Annotated in this window: 14 protein-coding genes and 2 pseudogenes; 10 read left to right on the top strand and 6 right to left on the bottom strand. The window is 68.8% G+C overall.

Annotated features, from left to right (window positions below):
• Positions 1–237: 237 nt before the first annotated feature.
• Together ACH442_RS16725 and ACH442_RS16720 are read right to left on the bottom strand one after the other, a co-directional pair.
• Entirely contained in the window at positions 238–474 is a 237-nt protein-coding gene (locus ACH442_RS16725) for an integrase core domain-containing protein (protein WP_396338896.1), read from the bottom strand.
• A gap of 75 nt (positions 475–549) precedes the next feature.
• Entirely contained in the window at positions 550–1,152 is a 603-nt protein-coding gene (locus ACH442_RS16720) for a hypothetical protein (protein ID WP_396338895.1), read from the bottom strand.
• Between the two features lie 256 nt (positions 1,153–1,408).
• Here ACH442_RS16720 and ACH442_RS16715 point away from each other — a divergent pair, with 256 nt between their 5' ends.
• Positions 1,409–3,187 (top strand): APC family permease, encoded by a 1,779-nt coding sequence (locus tag ACH442_RS16715; RefSeq protein WP_396338894.1) that lies wholly within the window; start codon positions 1,409–1,411, stop codon positions 3,185–3,187.
• A gap of 47 nt (positions 3,188–3,234) precedes the next feature.
• Positions 3,235–3,612, top strand: a complete 378-nt coding sequence (locus ACH442_RS16710) for a hypothetical protein (RefSeq protein ID WP_396338893.1) — start codon at positions 3,235–3,237, stop codon at positions 3,610–3,612.
• Between the two features lie 1,108 nt (positions 3,613–4,720).
• Here ACH442_RS16710 and ACH442_RS16705 read toward each other — a convergent pair.
• A pseudogene (locus tag ACH442_RS16705) lies at positions 4,721–5,157 on the bottom strand (transposase family protein); the annotation flags it as partial.
• A gap of 61 nt (positions 5,158–5,218) precedes the next feature.
• Here ACH442_RS16705 and ACH442_RS16700 point away from each other — a divergent pair.
• Positions 5,219–5,560, top strand: a complete 342-nt coding sequence (locus ACH442_RS16700) for an ABC transporter permease (RefSeq protein ID WP_396338892.1) — start codon at positions 5,219–5,221, stop codon at positions 5,558–5,560.
• Between the two features lie 142 nt (positions 5,561–5,702).
• Here ACH442_RS16700 and ACH442_RS16695 read toward each other — a convergent pair whose 3' ends face one another.
• On the bottom strand, positions 5,703–6,251 hold the full coding sequence (locus tag ACH442_RS16695) for a CGNR zinc finger domain-containing protein (protein WP_396338891.1): 549 nt from the start codon (positions 6,249–6,251) through the stop codon (positions 5,703–5,705).
• Between the two features lie 98 nt (positions 6,252–6,349).
• On the opposite strand from ACH442_RS16695, the gene ACH442_RS16690 reads away from it, so the two are divergent.
• The 6 genes from ACH442_RS16690 to ACH442_RS16665 all read left to right on the top strand — a co-directional run bounded on the left by ACH442_RS16690 (position 6,350) and on the right by ACH442_RS16665 (position 13,170).
• On the top strand, positions 6,350–7,927 hold the full coding sequence (locus ACH442_RS16690) for an MFS transporter (RefSeq protein WP_396338890.1): 1,578 nt from the start codon (positions 6,350–6,352) through the stop codon (positions 7,925–7,927).
• Between the two features lie 133 nt (positions 7,928–8,060).
• Complete coding sequence (locus ACH442_RS16685) at positions 8,061–8,336, top strand: response regulator transcription factor (RefSeq protein WP_396338889.1); 276 nt, start codon at positions 8,061–8,063, stop codon at positions 8,334–8,336.
• Positions 8,337–8,738: 402 nt separating this feature from the next.
• Complete coding sequence (locus ACH442_RS16680; protein ID WP_396338888.1) at positions 8,739–9,842, top strand: glycoside hydrolase family 11 protein; 1,104 nt, start codon at positions 8,739–8,741, stop codon at positions 9,840–9,842.
• A 233-nt stretch (positions 9,843–10,075) separates the two neighbouring features.
• The gene (locus tag ACH442_RS16675; protein WP_396338887.1) at positions 10,076–11,272 is read left to right on the top strand and encodes a hypothetical protein; all 1,197 of its coding nucleotides are present in this window, start codon (positions 10,076–10,078) and stop codon (positions 11,270–11,272) included.
• A 170-nt stretch (positions 11,273–11,442) separates the two neighbouring features.
• Positions 11,443–12,708 carry a Na+/H+ antiporter NhaA gene (nhaA, locus tag ACH442_RS16670; protein ID WP_396338886.1) on the top strand — a complete coding sequence of 422 codons (1,266 nt, stop codon included), beginning with the start codon at positions 11,443–11,445 and terminating at the stop codon, positions 12,706–12,708.
• Positions 12,709–12,753: 45 nt separating this feature from the next.
• Positions 12,754–13,170 carry a CBS domain-containing protein gene (locus tag ACH442_RS16665; protein WP_396338885.1) on the top strand — a complete coding sequence of 139 codons (417 nt, stop codon included), beginning with the start codon at positions 12,754–12,756 and terminating at the stop codon, positions 13,168–13,170.
• Here the strand turns inward: ACH442_RS16665 and ACH442_RS16660 are convergent.
• Positions 13,167–14,456 (bottom strand): SLC13 family permease, encoded by a 1,290-nt coding sequence (locus ACH442_RS16660; RefSeq protein ID WP_396338884.1) that lies wholly within the window; start codon positions 14,454–14,456, stop codon positions 13,167–13,169. The genes ACH442_RS16665 and ACH442_RS16660 overlap by 4 nt on opposite strands.
• Positions 14,457–14,964: 508 nt before the next feature.
• A pseudogene (locus ACH442_RS16655) lies at positions 14,965–15,345 on the bottom strand (MerR family transcriptional regulator); the annotation flags it as partial.
• Between the two features lie 159 nt (positions 15,346–15,504).
• Here ACH442_RS16655 and ACH442_RS16650 point away from each other — a divergent pair.
• A complete protein-coding gene (locus ACH442_RS16650; RefSeq protein WP_396338883.1) occupies positions 15,505–17,106 on the top strand; it encodes a methyl-accepting chemotaxis protein in 1,602 nt (533 codons plus the stop codon).
• Positions 17,107–17,110 lie beyond the last annotated feature (4 nt).

Below are 17,110 nucleotides of genomic sequence, written 5' to 3'. Positions count from 1 at the left end.
GAAACTGAGATCCTCCACCACATCGGTAAAGCTCCATGCACCTCACCGCTTCTCCGATCCAGCACATCGTGAAGGCATTTATTGACCGACCATGTGGCCGTTGACGTGCTCCGGCAGGCGCTCGAGGTCGTCGGCGTTGCCGCGGCCCTGCGGGTGCCGATAATGCCATCCGTGCTGGCCAGGCGACGTGCTCGTATTCGTAAAGGACACCGCCGAGCCGGTCCCGTCGGCGGATGTTCAGGCGAGCGAGCCGGTCGTGGTCGGTGATCGGTTCGGGTAACAGCGTGAGCGGCCGGGTGTCGGCGATGCCCGGTGCGGCCGATGCTGATTGTGGTGGTGATCGTACTCGCGCAGAGCACGTAGTAGATGGGCCTGGTTGAAGATCAAGGTGCGGTCGAGCACCTCGTGGCGGCAGGCTTGGATCCACCGTTCCATGATCGAGTTCATCCGGGGCATGCGGACGCCGCTGAGCACGACCTCGATCCTGTTCCGCGAGGATCGTGTCGAACGGGGCCGGATACCTGCCGTCGCGATCGCGGATCAGATACTTCACCTGGCAGCCGGTGTTGTCGAGGTCCATGACCAGGTTCCGGCCAGCCTGGGTGACCCAGGCTGCGCTCGGATGGGGCGTGACGCCGAGAATCCGGATGCGGGGGTGGCGTGCTCGATGACCGCCAGGGCGTAGAGGCGGGCGCCGGTCGACGTCACCGTCTCGAAGAAGTCCGCGGCGACGATAGTCTGGGCTTGCGAGCGCAGGAACCTTGCCCACGTGCTGTTAGTGCGCTCGGGCGCGGGGTCGACGCCGGCGTCGCCGAGGATCTCCCAGACCGTGGACGCGGCGACCTTCACCCCGAGAACGAGTAGTTCGCCGTGGATACGGCGGTAGCCCCAACCGCCGTTCTTCGACGCCGGGCGTACGAGCAGCCGCGGCCACGGCAGCGCCGTTCGGGGTAGCGGGTGCAGCAGAGCGGCCAGCCAAGCCCGGTCTACAGGGTTGAACCGGACCCGTTCGCCATGCAATTGTCGTTCGAGCACCATGATCTGGTGCCGCAGAGCGAGGATCTCAGCGTCCTTGTCGCGGTCGCTCATCGGCAACAGCCGCAACAGAGCCAGCGCGTTGGTCACGCCGAGACAGGCCAGCCGCAACAACACAAACGATCATCCTCGCGGAACACTCTGCACCACGCACCGCCGAGGTCCGGTCGCTGAAACCGGCCCTGAGCGAGGTCCACGCGTCGATGACCCAAGCTGGCTTGACCAGGGTGGATGAGGTTTTCGACACCCGCAGCCCTGCTGTCACGGGTGCTCAGTCGGCGACGAACTGGTTCCCGGTCGACTCGAACGTCTGTCAACGCATGCGAATGCACCAATGTTGACGGCGGCGGCCCGCCACGTGACAATTCCGCCCGTGAGCGATTCTGGAACTCCGGAGCTGGGCTCCGCGGGTGAGAAGCCCGTCCAGTCCCCGACGCTCGTGGCCACCATTGCGGCAGATCCGCAGAATCCGCTGCGGAATACTCTGGCCCAGAATCGTCTCGGCGTCGCCGCCGTGGTCTTCTTCGTGATGTCCGCGGCCGCCCCGCTGACCGTGGTCGCCGGCGTGGTGCCGACCGGTCTCGCGGTCACCGGCCTGACCGGCATCTCGGTCGCGTTCGTCGCGGTGGCGCTGGTCCTGGCGATCTTCTCGGTCGGCTACGTCGCGATGGCGCGGCACATCTCCAACGCGGGCGCGTTCTACGCGTACGTCTCCCGGGGCCTCGGCCATCCGGTCGGCGTCGGTGCCTCCTGGGTCGCGCTGCTCGCCTACAACATGTTCCAGGTCGCCTCGTACGGCGGCTTCGGCGCGATCGCCCAGCCGCTCTTCGTCGACTGGTTCGGCCTGGACGCCCCGTGGTGGGCCTTCGGCCTGGTCGCTTGGGCGCTGGTCGCGATCCTGGGCGTGCGTGACGTCGCCGTCAACGGCAGGGTCCTGGCCACCCTGCTGGTCGCCGAGATCGCGCTGACCGTGGTGTTCAGCATCGCCGAGATCCTGTCGAGCGGCTTCCACGCCTCGTCGGAGCCGGTGGACGTGTCCCAGCTGACCGGCGCGGGCGCCGGCGCGCTGCTGGTCATGGCGATCACCGGCTTCGTCGGCTTCGAGCAGTCGGTGGTGTTCTCTGAGGAGTCCCGCGGCCCGAAGCGCACCGTGCCCCGCGCGACGTACATCGCGATCGCCCTGATCGCCGTCCTGTACGCATTCGCGTCCTGGGCGATGATCTCCGCGGCCGGCGCCGACCAGGCCGTCGCCCGTGCCAGGGAGGAGGGCCCGGAGTTCTTCTTCAACCTGGCGTCCGGCCCGCTCGGCAGCATCGCGCTGCACCTGGGCCACATCCTGTTCCTGACCTCGCTGATCGGCGCGATGATCTCGTTCCACAACATCATCTCGCGGTACATGTTCTCGCTGGGTCGTGAGGGCGTGCTGCCGCGCCTGTTCGGCCGGACCGTGCCGGGCACCGGCGCCCCGAAGAACGGCTCGCTGGCCCAGTCCGCGGTCGGCCTGATCGTGATTGTGGTGTACGCGGTGGCCGGCTGGGACCCGCTGGTCCAGCTCTTCTTCTGGGGCGGCACCGGTGGTGGCCTCGGCGTCCTGCTGCTGATCACGCTCACCGCGTTCGCGGTCATCGGCTACTTCCAAGCACACCCCAGGGGTGAGGACCTAATGCACCGGGTCGTCGCCCCGGCTGTCGCTGCGATCCTGTTGGTGACTATGTCGTACTTGGCGCTGGACAACATCGCCACGCTGCTAGGCGTCGAGCTGGGCAGCAACCCGGCGATCATCGTCCCGGCGTCGTTCGGCGTGGTCCTGGTCCTGGGCATCATCTGGGGCCTGTTCCTGAAGGGTTCCCGCCCGCAGGTCTACAGCGGCATCGGCCTCGGCGCGAGCCGTACCGACGAGAGACCTGCACGCGGTGAACGAGAACCCGGCGTCATGCCCGATCTTGACTTATGGCGTGTCGAGTTCGAGGACTCCGGTCAAGCCCAAGGCGCACTGGCTGGGCGACCGGAATCCATCGTCGTTGCCCAGCAGCTGGAGCAACTCCGTTCGTTGATCGCTCGTGAAGGGCAGGCCGAGGTACGGCAAGCCCTCGTGGACACCATCGGCGCTGTGCGTGAGGTGGCGGCGCTGGCGTCGGAGCGGGACCGATGACGCCCACACCCGCGCCGCCTGGTGGGCCTCAAGAGTTCGAAGGGTGGATGATCGCCCTGGCCCAACTGCCTCCCGATCACTTCAAGCTGGCACTGAAGACCGCCGAGGCGCAACTGGCCCGTAACCACGAACTACGGATGGAACAGGAACGTAGCCGGGTGCGCGAGGCCGCGGCCGCCCGATCCCACGCCCTGCTCGCCTGGGGTCTGGGCGCGGGATTCGTAGTGGTCATCGGCATGATCACCGCCGCGGTGGTGGTTGGGCTGCGCGGCCACGTATGGCTGTCCGCGTCGCTGTCTGGACCCGGCGTCGCCGTGCTGGCCAGCCTGTTCGTGTTGCGAAGGTTCGACGCCCGTACCGCGAACAACGCCAGGCCGGCGCGGTCCGGCGCGCTGACCAACGATCAGGCGCTCGACGGGGTCTGAGTCCTGACTGCGGCATACTGCCCCGATGCGTTCTCCAGGTTGAGCCGCGCCGCCTTGCCATCGCCAACGGAGCGGCAACGTCAGAAAGACGACGGTCGTCCTTGCATTACTACCCCAGAATCCGAGCAGCGCCCGGATCGATGCAGGTCGACCAGCCCCGTGCCGGCCAGATGACGGCCTTCGATCTTCTGGGCGCCAGCGTCACCGCCATGGTGGAGGACTCCTGCGCCACCCGCTACGTCGCGGCCACGGCCGCTGAGAGCGGAACCTACTGGCAGCAAAATGCGGGCCGGTACCGTATTCCTGAGCCTCGAACGGTCGCTGCGCGAAATCGTGACGACATCTGTGATCACGAGTTCCTGGATAGTGCGCTACTCGCGATGCTGGTCACGGTTTGGGCGCAGGCTCATAGCTGCACCGCCGGCTTGGGCGAATTGCTCCGCGGCATCTGCGGCGTATGCGCCGTCCTCGCTGTCGGTCTTGCCGGCTGGATCGGCCCGCGGCTACCACCTCGCACCGTCTACGTCGCTGCGATCATCCTCTCCGGGGGCGAGCAGGTTCGTCGTTCTCGCCCTCGACGTCCCACCCGGCTTGAAAGAGCACCGTGTCCGCGGTCGTCGGACTCGACAGCAGCGCGGTGCGCCTCACTCGTGCGCCGCACCAGCAGGACACCTGGCCGACCCGAACTCCGCCAAATAAGCCGCTCCCGCCGGCGATTAGCTGGAGGCTGGAGAGCGGCCGCCATGGCGCGTACCACTTCGATCGTGGTGTTAGTTCCCGTGACCATCAGACACCCGCGACACCCCAAAATGGTCCTCGACGTGGTGCTCCTGCTCGCGACCGCAGCCACACCTCCGGCCGCCTCCCGGCTGCGTCCTGCCGATCCCCGCACCGGCCTCCTGGGAGGGACCCGATTAGGCCGTCAACATCATCCCATCGAGTACGGACGGGGCCAGTTCAAGTTGGGCAGTCGGACTCGCCTATCTCACGATGGTGGTGTGGGCAGGGTGATCGCATCCAGCAGCCCGAACCGATGCTCTATTAACCACGTTGAGCCGGACCGTCTTCAGTGAGCCATTCCGCGCGAGGTTGTGACTACTGACGGTTGTCATGTGGTGCGGTCATGCTCGACGTGGAGGATCACCAGGGCCGCTGCGACGATTTTGCCGATGCACCATGGGTTTAGGCTGATGTTGCGTAAAGCCTTGAAGGTCATCTTGAGCAGGGAGTTCCGCGTTCGCCGATGGCTCGCAGACTGTTGTGGGCCTTGTCGAGTTGCTGCTGGGCAGGGGTCAGCCGGCCGTTCTTCGGTTTCTTGAAGCCGACAGTGATGATGCCGGGCTCGCCGTCGTAGCCAAGGTCGCCGAGCGTGTGCTGGTCGTCGCCGGCCTCGGTGAGCGCGGGCAGGATTGCGTGGGTGCGGGCTGCGGTGATGTCGTGTTCGCGGCCGGGTCGCACGTCCGAGGTCCAGATCGGCCAGCCGTCGGGCACGGTGACGACCTGGATGTTGCCGCCATGATTGTCATGTTTTCCGGACCACCACAGAGTACCGGCCCACGGGCAGGGCGAGCCGGGCGCCGGCCGGGTGCAGATTGGACACTACCGGATGGCGGTAGGCGATCCGGGTGACCTCGACCGGGCCGAGCGTGGTCGACAGCAGCCGGGTGTGCCCCGGCTCGGCGCACTGGGTGCCCACCGCGGTCAGATCCGAGCCCAGTTCCTCACCGAGGCGGTCGTGCTGTCCGCGCTGGGCGGCATCGGCGGAACCCCGCTCGGCATCACCGCGACCACCGGATACGCCTGGTCGCAGAACTGGCCGGTGGTCATCCCCGCCGGAGCGACGCTGGCCGGCCTCGGCGGGGCAGCGCTGATCGGGGCGGTCGCCGGCGCCTACCCGGCGATGCGAGCCGCCCGCCTCATGCCCACCGAAGCACTCAGCGGCACCTGACCGGCGATCGCCGGGCCGGACGAGAAGTCCGGCCCGGCATCAGCTGTGCCCGTAGGCGACCGTCGCGCGCGACGCGCTCGACGCCGAGCGGTGGCAGCTGGCCGGCTGGTGCCATGCCGCGCCGGGCCGCCCCGCACCGCGGTCACCGGGCCTCCTGCTGACCGCCTGACACGGTGCCCGGTGCGTCGCTCGCGGCGCGCCGGCGTTCCCGGAAGGCCGCGGCGCGAGCGCGATTCTGGCAGGTCAAGGAGCAGAACCGGCGCCGGCCGGCCGGCGAGGCGTCGACGTAGACGTCGGCGCACTGGTGATCGGCGCAGACCCCCAGGCGATGCGGGTGGTCGGTGAGATGCTCGCGCAGCGCCAGAGAGGCCGCCGCGAGCAGCTGATCGCCCGGGCCGGCCACGGACCAGGCGGCGATGGCCTCGCCGCCGGCCACGGTCATCACCGGGCGCGGGGCTGCCTCGTCGAGCATGGCCGTGACGAGCCGGGCCTGCTCGGCCGGCTCCGTGGCGGCGAAGACAACGTGGACCCGATCGGCCACCGCGATCGCGGTGGCCGGATCCGTTCGCGGGTATGACGATGTCGACTGCGGATCCTCCGGCCGCGCGCCGACGCGCCGGGGAGACGTGCCCCAGTCGTTCACCAGGGCGACGACCTCCTCGGGAAGCAGGGGTCGGACGAGCGTGGTCACGCCTCGATAGTAACGCCATCAATGCCGAGTTCGCGTTGCGCCGCCGTGGAGGGCGTCGTAACGTCATGAAGACGGCCTTTACGTTACGGAGGTGCCGAGTGAGCGCCACTTCTCCGCTCGATGTCGAGGATGAGCCGGCCGTGCAGCGTGCCACCCGGCGCGACTGGATCGGACTGCTCGCCCTGGTCCTGCCGTGCTTCCTGGTCTCGATGGACGGTCATGTGCTCAACCTCGCGGCGCCCCGGATCGTCACCGATCTACGTCCGAGCGGCTCCCAGCTGCTGTGGATCATGGATGGCTACGTGTTCATGGTGGCGGGGTCCCTGCTGGCCATGGGCGCGATCGGGGATCGGATCGGGCGGCGGCGGCTGCTGCTGATCGGCGTGACCTTCTTCTCCGGCGGGTCACTGGTCGCCGCCTTCGCCGACACGCCGGCCGAGCTGATCGGCGGCCGGGTCCTGATGGGCCTGTCCGGAGCGGCGTTGATGCCCTCGACGCTGGCGCTGATCCGCGGCATGTTCGCCGACGCCCGGCAGCGTACCGTCGCGCTCGGGGTGTGGAGTGCCAGCTTCTCCCTGGGCGGGCTGCTCGGCCCGGTGGTCGCCGGCCTGCTGTTGCACCGGTTCTGGTGGGGCTCGGTCTTCCTGCTGGCGGTGCCGGTCACCCTGCTGCTGCTGGTGATCGGCCCGCTGGTCCTGCCCGAGTTTCGTGACCCGGCCGCCACTCGCTTCGACGTGCTGGGTGCGGCCCAGAGCCTGCTGGCGCTGTTGGCCATCGTCTACGCGATCAAGCGGGTGGCCGAAGGCCGTGGACTGATGACCGCCGCGGTCGCCGCCGTGGTGGGCATCGGGCTAGCCGTGATCTGCATCCGGCGCCAACGCCGGGCCGCGACTCCGATGATCGAGCCTGATCTGTTCCGCAGCCCGCTGGTCCGGTACGCGTTGCTCGCCAGCACGCTGACCTTCTTCGCGCTCAACGGCACCAACCTGTTGCTCGCGCAGTACCTGCAGTGGGTGCTCGGGTTGTCGCCGCTGCAGGCCGGGCTGTGGACCCTGCCCTCAGTGGTCTCCTATCTGGCGGGCACGGCGATCGGGCCGGTGCTGGTGGCCCGGTTCTCCCGGCTGCAGATCCTGGCCGGTGGCCTGCTGACCTCGGTGACCGGCTGCACCGTCTTCGTCGCGGTGATCCTGGGCCCGGTCAGCAACCTGGCAGTGGTCGTCACCGCCAGCGTGATCTTCGCGTTCGGTCTGGCGCCGGTGTACACGATGTCGACCGACCTCATCGTGGCCAACACCAGGCCCGAGCGGGCGGGTTCGGCGAGCGCGGTGGCCGAGACCGGGGTCGAGCTCGGTGGAGCGCTGGGCATCGCGCTGCTCGGATCGCTCGGGGTCACCGTCTACCGCACCGTGGTTGCCGGGTCGACCGACGGGCTGGCGCCCGACGCCGCGACCGGCGCGCGTCAGACACTCGGTGATGCCCTCGCCGTCGCCGGTGACCTGCCCGGTACGCGAGGCGACGACCTGATAGCCCACGCGCGATCGGCGTTCGAGGCGGCATTCGCGGTCGTCTGTGGTACGGCCTCGCTGGTCATGCTTGCCGCGCTGGCGACGATCGTCGTGCTGACGGTGCGTTCCCGGCGAGTCCGGCCCGAGGGCGCTGCGGTGGTCCGCCGGTAGGGCGGCGCTCCAGACAAGTACATCGATACAGGCCACTGTGGACGGGCATAGGGCAGCGGGTTGCGGGTCTTGAGCGCAGATTCGGCGCGCCTGGGCAACGCGTGCCGTGGCCCCGACTCCCGGAAAGGTTCCGATGACATTACGCGTCCTGATCTACGATGACCGCCCATTGACCAGCGACGGAGTGGCCGGTCTGCTCACCGGTGAGCCGGACCTCGAGGTGGTCGGCACGGCGGCGACCCGTTCGCAGGCCCTGCGGATGCTGCACGCCGAGGCGCCCGACGTCGTGGTCATCGGCCTGTGTCCGGAAGGTGCGATGGACGCGCCGTTCGTGCGCGAGCTCGTCGGGCGGATCTTGGATCGGCCGGCCCTGGTCGTGTACACCCCGCACCCGGACCAGAGTCGTTGACCTGTTCGAAGCCGTTGAGGTCCAGCATCAGCAGCGCGCCGTGGTCTGCAGCATCGCCTCGGCGGTCTGGCGGAAACCTGTTCGGTTGCGCAGCGCGCCGGGGCCGGCGTTCCGCTCTCTGAAACTTCCGACATTGCTCCGATCGGTGCGCGATCGAACCCGAAGACTCCGCGGTCATCACCCCAGGCATCCAGGCGCCCAAGCTGCCCTCTCTCGCCGTCTCCGAGATGCATTCACACCTCCGAAACTTCCGCGACACATTGCAATCTTGCGCAACCTCTCGGATACTTCGGACATCGATGAACGTCGTCACCTTGGCGGGCCGGCCCCATCCACCGGCGTGCGCGGGTTCCGTTCTCAGGCCCGTCGCCGGACCGCCGTGACCAGAAGGGACGAACCAGTGTGAACGACCAACCCGCTCTCTCCCCCGAACGCGGACGTCCCCGTTGGCGGTTGCTGGCCGGCGGTGTCACCGCCGCCGTGCTGGCGATCACCGTCACGACCGTCACCGGCATCGCCTACGCGGACGCGAACCGGACCGTCACTGCGAACGAGACCGGATACCACAACGGCTACTTCTTCTCGTACTGGAAGGACAACGGCAACGTCACGATGACCCTGGGCGCAGGTGGAAACTACAGCGTCCAGTGGAGCAACATGAACAACGCCGTGGTCGGCAAGGGCTGGAAGCCCGGATCCAGCCACACCATCAACTACTCCGGCACGTTCAGCCCGAACGGCAACGGGTACCTGGCGCTGTACGGGTGGACCAGGAACCCCCTCATCGAGTACTACATCGTCGAGAACTTCGGCAGCTACAACCCCTCGACCGGCACCCAGTCACTGGGCTCGGTCACCAGCGACGGCAGCGTCTACGACATCTACCGCACCCAGCGCGTCAACCAGCCCTCGATCGAGGGCAACAGCTCGACGTTCTACCAGTACTGGAGCGTCCGGCGGCAGCACCGGAGCAGCGGGACGATCACCGTCGCCAATCACTTCAACGCGTGGCGTCAGGCCGGCCTGACCCTGGGCACCTTCGACTACCAGATCATGGCGACCGAGGGCTACCAGAGCAGCGGCAGCTCCAACATCACGGTGAGCGAGGCCTCCGGTCCGAGCAGCCCGCCACCGAGCAGCACCCCGCCGAGCAGCACCCCGCCGAGCAGCACCCCGCCCGACCCGGGCGGCTCCGGCGCATGCCGGGTGACCAACGCGGTCAACGCCTGGAACACCGGCCTGACCGACACCATCACCATCACCAACACCGGATCGAGCGCGATCAACGGCTGGTCCCTGAAGTTCACCCTGCCCTCCGGACAGACGATCACCAGCGGCTGGAACGCGACGTACTCACCCAGCAGCGGCCAGGTGACCGCTACCAACGCCGGCTACAACGGCTCACTGCCGCCGGGCGGCTCGACCACCATCGGCTTCCAAGCCGACCACAGCGGCAACACCGGTGCGCCGAGCGGCTTCACCCTTAACGGAGCAGCCTGCTCCTGAACCACCGGGACCGGCACCCGGCCATTCACGGCTCCGGCCCCCTCGTACGCCAGGGGCCGGAGTTCGTGTGATCGAATTTTCATTGGCTGGTGTCATATCTAGACACATTAAACCCCTGTAGGTTATTCGCGTTTCACGCGATTCCTACCGGGGTTTTCTGCTGTCCAGGCCCTTCGGATCGCGCCGGGCGCGTTCCGCTGCGCGAGGCCGTCCTGCGGCACGTCGTCGCCGTCATGCTCGTCCCTGCCGTCACCGGTTGCCTGCTGGCCGTGGTGCTGATCCTGGCGGGAACACCGGTCGGCGGCGCGCTGGTCCACGGGGCCGGCACCGGTCTGCTCGGCATGGTCTTCGTCGCGGTGGCGGCACTGGCCGCTCAGGTGTTTCCGGTGCGGTCGGTGGCGACCGGGGCGGCGGTCGCGGTGCTGGGGGTGACCCTGTTGCTGCGCATGATCGGCGACGGAGTCCCGCGGCTCGGCGGGATCCGCCGGCTGTCACCGTTCGGGCTGACGGCCTTGAGCGGACCCTTCGTACACAATCGGGGTCTTCCGCTCCTGATCCTTCTTGCCGCGTCAGCGGCGATCACGGCAGTGGCGGTGGCCCTCGCCGGCCGGCGGGAGGTTCGTGGTGGCCTGGTGCCGGCCGGCGCCGGGCGGCGCCCCCGGCTGGCGCTGCTCGGCGCGGTGGAGGCGTTCGCGGTCCGCCGGGTGCTGCGGCCGCTGACCGGCTGGGCGATCGGCATCGGCGCCTACTACCTGCTGATCGGCCTGACCTCGGTGTCGGTCACCGAGTTCCTCGCCGACAACCCGGCGATGGCGGGCCAGGCAGCCGAGGCCGGCTTCGACGGGCTCGGCGCGGTGGCGGGCTTCGCCGCTGTGCTGTTCGCCCTTCTTGCGGTGCCGGCCGGTGGTTTCACCGCGGTACGGATGGGCGCTTACGTCACGGCCGAGACGGACCGGAGGCTGGTCCTGCTCACCGCTGCGCCGATCAGCCGGGCCAGGTTGCTCGGCGCGGAGGTCGCGGTGACGATGGCCGCCGCGACCCTTCTGGTCACGATCGCCGGGCTGGTGACCTGGTCCGGGGTGACCATGGCCGGTGGCGAGCTCGGGCTCGCCGCCGCGCTGGCCGGGGCGTGGAACACGCTACCGATCGTCGGGCTCAGCCTCGGCGCCGCCGTGTTCGCGGTCGGCTGGGCGCCACGATGGGTCGGTGTCGTCGGCGCCCTGCCCGCGACCGGAGGGTTCCTGCTGCTCGTCGTCGCCGAGAGCGTGTCGGCACCCGGCTGGGTGCGCGGCTTGTCACCTTTCGCCCACCTCGCGGCGGTGCCGTTGACCGCCGCCGACTGGCCTGCCACCGCGATGATGGCCGTCCTGGCGGGGTTCCTGACCGCGGGCGGTGTCGCCGGGTACCGCAGACGGGACCTGCGATCGTGATGGCGGCCATCCTCGGCGTCGGCAACCGTCTGCTACGAGCCGCGGATCACCGCCCGCCGGCACCGTAGTAGCCGGTGGGACCACGACAGTGCGGGTAAGGTTGGTGTCGGTGTGCCGGGAAGCCTGGTCGGCAAGTTGAGTTGAGCCGACCCCGAAAGTAGGCATGCCCTGTGAACTCTGCACCCCGTGTCCTGGGCCGTGGTTCGTGGACCGAGGCCCGCCGGATCGCCGACGTGCTGCGCAAGGAGACCATCAGCGGCGCGCTGCTGCTGGTCGGCACCCTGATCGCCCTCGGGTGGGCGAACTCACCGTGGGCGCACCGCTACGAGGCGATGACCGGGTTCGTCGTCGGCCCGCACGCTCTGCACCTGGATCTGTCCCTGGGGACGTGGGCGGCCGACGGGCTGCTGGCGATCTTCTTCTTCGTGGCCGGGCTCGAACTCAAACGCGAGTTCGTCGCCGGTGACCTGCGTGACCCGCGGCGTGCGGCGGTGCCGGTGGCCGCCGCGGTCGGCGGAGTGCTTGCGCCCGCGCTGCTCTACACCCTGGTCAACTGGGGTGGAGCGGTCCGGGGCTGGGCGATCCCGACCGCGACCGACATCGCGTTCGCCCTCGCCGTGCTCGCCGTGGTCGGCCGTAACCTGCCCACCGCGATGCGCACGTTCCTGCTCACCCTGGCCGTGGTCGACGACCTGCTGGCCATTGTGATCATCGCGGTGTTCTACACCGCCCACCTGTCGATCCTGCCGCTGCTGGCCGCGCTGGCGCCGCTCGCCGTCTTCACAGTGCTGGTGCAGCGGCGGGTGCGTGCCTGGTGGCTGTTGCTGCCGCTGGCATTCGCGACCTGGGCACTGGTGCACGCCTCCGGGGTGCACGCCACCGTCGCCGGGGTGCTGCTCGGCTTCGCCGTCCCGGTGCTGCGGTCACCGGGCGCAGGGGACGGGCCGGGGTTGGCCGAGCACTTCGAGCACCGGTTCCGGCCGATCTCCGCCGGGATCGCCGTCCCGGTATTCGCGCTGATGTCCGCCGGGGTGGCGATCAGTGGCCTGTCCGCGGTGTTCACCGACCCGATCGCGGTCGGCGTCATGCTCGGCCTGGTCCTCGGCAAGCCGATCGGGATCCTGCTCGCGACCTGGCTGACCGCCCGCTTCACCCGCGCCGAACTCGACACCGGCCTGGCCTGGATCGACGTGGCCGGGCTGGCAGTGCTCTCCGGAATCGGGTTCACCGTCTCGCTGCTGATCGGCGAACTCGCCTTCGGTAACAACAGCGGCGCCGACGATCGGGTGAAAGTCGCCGTCCTGCTCGGCTCGCTGATCGCGGCCGTGCTGGCCGCCGTCGTCCTGCGGGCCCGCGATCGCACCTACCGGCGCATCCACGAGGCGGAGCAGGTCGATCACGACAACGACGATATCCCCGACGTCTACCAGAGCTGACCGGGCGTAGGGTCGGGTCATGCGTGCAGCGACGTAGCAACGTCGATGAGCACTGTGGTCGAGAGCACGCCGGCCCGGGAGGCCGCCCGCCTGCTCGCCGCGCAGGACCTGCCCGGGCTGATCGTGGTCGACGCGACGGGCCGGCCGCTGACCGTGCTGGCCGGCACCCAGGTATTACGGATGGCGCTGCCGTCCTACTGCCAGGACGACCCTGCCCTGGCCAGGGTGATCGACGAGGCCGCCGCCGACGTCATCCTGGCCGGCATCGGCGAACGCACCGTCGCCGACCTGCTGCCGAAAAATCGGCCGGAACTACCCGCGGTCAGCGGCGACGCGACTCTGCTGGAAGTCGCGTCGGTGATGGCTCGCTCCAACGTGCCCCTCGTCGCCGTCGTCGACTCCGCCCGCGTGATGACCGGTGCGATCACCCTCGACGGGCTGCTCGACCGGGTGCTGCTCTAGAAGAACCGCAGCCACAGGTACGGCACGGCCAGCACCACCGAGATCGCCGTCACGATCAGGCCGTACTTGGTGAAGCCCCAGAAGCTGATCTTGTGGCCGGCGCGTTCGGCGATGCCCAGCACCACGACGTTCGCCGACGCACCGACCGCGGTGGCGTTACCACCGAGATCGGCCCCGATCGCCAGCGCCCACCACAGCACCTGCGCCTTGCCCATGCCGCCTTCCGCGTTGACCAGCTCGCTGACGATCGGGCTCATCGTCGCCACGTACGGAATGTTGTCGACGATCGCCGACAAGCCGGTCGAGGCCCACAACATCAACATTGTGGCCGGCCACAACTTGCCCGCGACCGCGTCGGTGGCCGACCGCGCGATCGCGTCGATGACCCCGGTCTCGACCAGGCCACCGACCATGACGAACAGGCCGGCGAAGAACACCAGCGTCGGCCACTCCACGTCCTTGGCGACCTCGGTCGCGTCCAGCCGCGACAGGGCCAGCAGCAACAGGCCGCCGAGCAGCGCCACCACCGACGGCTCCAGATGCAGCACGGTGTGCAGGCTGAACGCGACCAGCACCGCGCCGAGCACCACCAGGCTGATCACCACCAGCCGGCGGTCCCGGATCGCGTCGGCCTCCCGCAACGCCATCACCCGCTTGACGCGTTCGGCGTCGTACCGGAAGGCCTTGCGGAACATGATCCGGCACAGCAGGACCAGGACCACCAAGACCACCAGCACGAACGGCGCCATCACGCTCAGGAAGTCGTTGAAGGTCAACCCGGACCGGCTGGCGATGATGATGTTCGGCGGATCACCGACCAGCGTCGCGGCACCACCGATGTTCGAGGCGAGGACCTCGGCGATCAGGAACGGCACCGGCGGCACCCCGAGCCGCTCGCAGACCAGCAGGGTGACCGGGGCGACCAGCAGAACCGTGGTGACGTTGTCCAGAGCGGCCGACACGACGCCGGTGACGATCAGCAGGATCACCATGATCGGGAACGGACGGCCGCGGGCCTTCTTCGCCGCCCAGATCGCCACGTACTCGAACAGACCCGTGCGTTTGAGCACGCCGACGATCAACATCATTCCCAGCAGCAGGAAGATGACGTTCCAGTCGATGCCGGCGTCCTCGGAGAAGAACGCGTGCTCGGCGTCGGTCGCGCCCAGCGCCAGCATGATCGACGCCCCGCCGAGCGCCACCGCGACCCGGTTGATCTTCTCGGTGGCGATCAGCACGTACGCCACGGTGAACACCGCGACAGCGATCCAGGAAAGCGTGGTCATGGTGCGAGCGCCTCTCGGATCCGGACAGCAGTCATCCACTCGCCGACCAGACTTCCCGGCACACCCGCGATCAACCTATCAGTCCGCCCATCAACCGACCGTGATCAAGCGCATCAGCCACCGCTGGCCGCCTGGCTACCGACTATGGCTTCCGACCCGATCACCAGCCATGGCGGTGAGCGGGCGCGTCCGCAGCGAACTCATCACGGCGACAAGCGGCCGCCTCCCGGCTCGATGACACAACGCGTCGCACACGTCGGCCACCCCGTTGACCGACCAGGCCCGCAGACCCGCAGACCCGCAGACCCGCAGACCCGCAGACCCGCAGACCCGCAGCGATGCAGGCTCCCTCGGAGTCAACGTGCCCATCAAGGACGATGACGGCGAGGTGGAGGTCCTGCGGCAGCAAGGGTGAGTACCACGACGCGGCGGGTCTGCTCGGCCTCAGCCAGCGGTGAGCCGCAGAATCGGGCGTCGGCGCAGTGGCCTCGCCCGGTATCCAGCGGCTGTGCTGGTCGAGGTGCTCGCTCATCTGCTGAGCGAAGCCGTCGGCATTGCTGAGCTGGTCCCGCAGCGTCTGCACCCGGGTTCGGGCTGCTTCGTGATATCCGGCGAGCCGTTCGAGCAGGACATCACGGTCACCGGTGCCGGCGGACAGGTCGCCCAGGAGTTGCGGCAGGTCGCGCATCTCGTCGAGGGTGAACCCGAGCGGTTTCATGCGTTCAACGACGCGGAGCCGGTCGAGGTCGGGTTCGGTGCAGAGGCGGAAGCCGCCGTCGCTGCGAGCGGACGGCACGATGAGCCCGGCGTCATCGTTGTGGCGGATGGTGCGGATGTTCAAGCCCACCCGTTCCGCGGCTTCGCCGATCTGCATGTGCCGGCCGGTCATCGGCTCAGTCTGCCCGTCGGCGCTCCTCAGCAAATTCGAGTCTCAGTCGATCGGATTGATGCGGACGGTCCCGCACCGGCCGCGACAGTGTCCGGTGCTGGTCGGGCCACTGCCTCTGGCGCGCACGAGATGAGAACCGCCGTGAGCACGAACAGTCCTGTGAACAGCCGTAGCGGGTTTTCCCTGGCCGATCTGAGCGTCAAGACCAAGATCCTCGGCGGGATCGGTGTAGCGGTCTTGGTCGCCGTCGTCATCGGCGTTGTCGGGCTGCAGGCGCTGGGCAACGCCAGCGACTCCGCGGGTGTTCTCTACAACAGCAACGTGGCCAGCATAAAGACGATCGGTCAGATCGAGGCGACAACCCGGCAGGCCCGCCTGGACGTCAGCAACCAGGCGATCTCTCAGGACGCGCCGACCGTGCAGAAGTACACCGACGCATTCACCGCGGACCTGACCGCGGTCGATGCCGCAGTCGCCGCCTACCAGGCCAGCGAGCCATCGGGTGATCCCGCCGTTCTCGCCGACCTGCAAACGCACTGGAACGCGTGGACCGACCTCGTCAAGACCAAGTTCCTGGCGCTCGGCAAGGCCAACGACATGGTGGGCTGGCAGAAGGTCCGCGACACCGAGGCACTGCCGCACCTGACCCAGATCAAGCAGGACATCGACACGCTCAGCGCCGCGGAAACCGCTGACGCCGCCAAGAACGCCGCAGCCGCCCGATCCAGCTACGAGAACAGCCGCCTGACCTCGATCATCATCCTGATCCTCGGCTGCTCGGCCGCGCTGGCCCTCGGCGCCTGGGCCGCCACCACCATCGTCCGCTCGCTGAGCAGAGTGAAGAACGTATGCCAGGCACTGGCCCACGGCGACCTGACCCAGAGCACCGGCCTGCGGTCCCGCGACGAACCCGGCCAGATGGGCCAGGCTTTGGACAAAGCCCTGACCACCCTGCGCGACACGGTGACCACCATCGGCGGATCAGCGGTGACGCTGGCCAGCGCCTCCGAGGAACTGTCCGCGGTCAGCGCCCAGCTGCAATCCGGTGCTGCCGACGCCGCCCAGCGGGCCAACTCCGCCTCACACGCCTCCGAGCAGGTCAACGCCGGCGTCCAGTCGATCGCCGCGGGCGCCGAGCAGATGAGCGCGTCGATAACCGAGATCGCCTCCAGCGCCGGACAGGCCGCCGAGGTCGCCCAGCGCGGCATGAGCGTCGCCGGCCGCACCAATTCCCAGGTGGCCGAACTGGGCTCGGCCAGCGCGGAGATCGGCGACGTTGTCCGCCTGATCACCAGCATCGCCGAACAGACCAACCTGCTAGCACTCAACGCCACCATCGAGGCCGCCCGCGCGGGCGAACTCGGCAAAGGCTTCGCCGTGGTCGCCGGCGAGGTCAAGGAGCTGGCCCAGCAGACCGCCCGCGCCACCGACGAGATCACCGCCCGCATCGGCGCCCTGCAGACCTCCAGCGGCACGGCCGCCGCCGCCATCGGCGAGATCACCGAGGTCATCGGTCAGATCGGCGACTACACCACCACCATCGCCTCAGCGGTCGAGGAACAGACCGCCACCACCGCCGAGATGAGCCGCTCGGTGGCCGAAGCCGCCACCAACTCCGGTGACGTCGCCCGCACCGTCTCCGGAGTCGCCGAGGTAGCCGCCGCCACCGCCGACGGCGCCAAAGCCACCCAGCAGGCCGCCTCCGACCTCACCCGGCTCGCCAGCGACCTGACCAACCTCGTCGGCGGCTTCCGCCACTGACGCC

Origin of the sequence: Actinoplanes sp. NPDC020271, assembly GCF_044388125.1 — a bacterium.
Lineage (GTDB): Bacteria > Actinomycetota > Actinomycetes > Mycobacteriales > Micromonosporaceae > Actinoplanes.
Note: the sequence above shows the minus strand (reverse complement) of the source record. Positions and strands in the feature narration are given on the sequence as shown.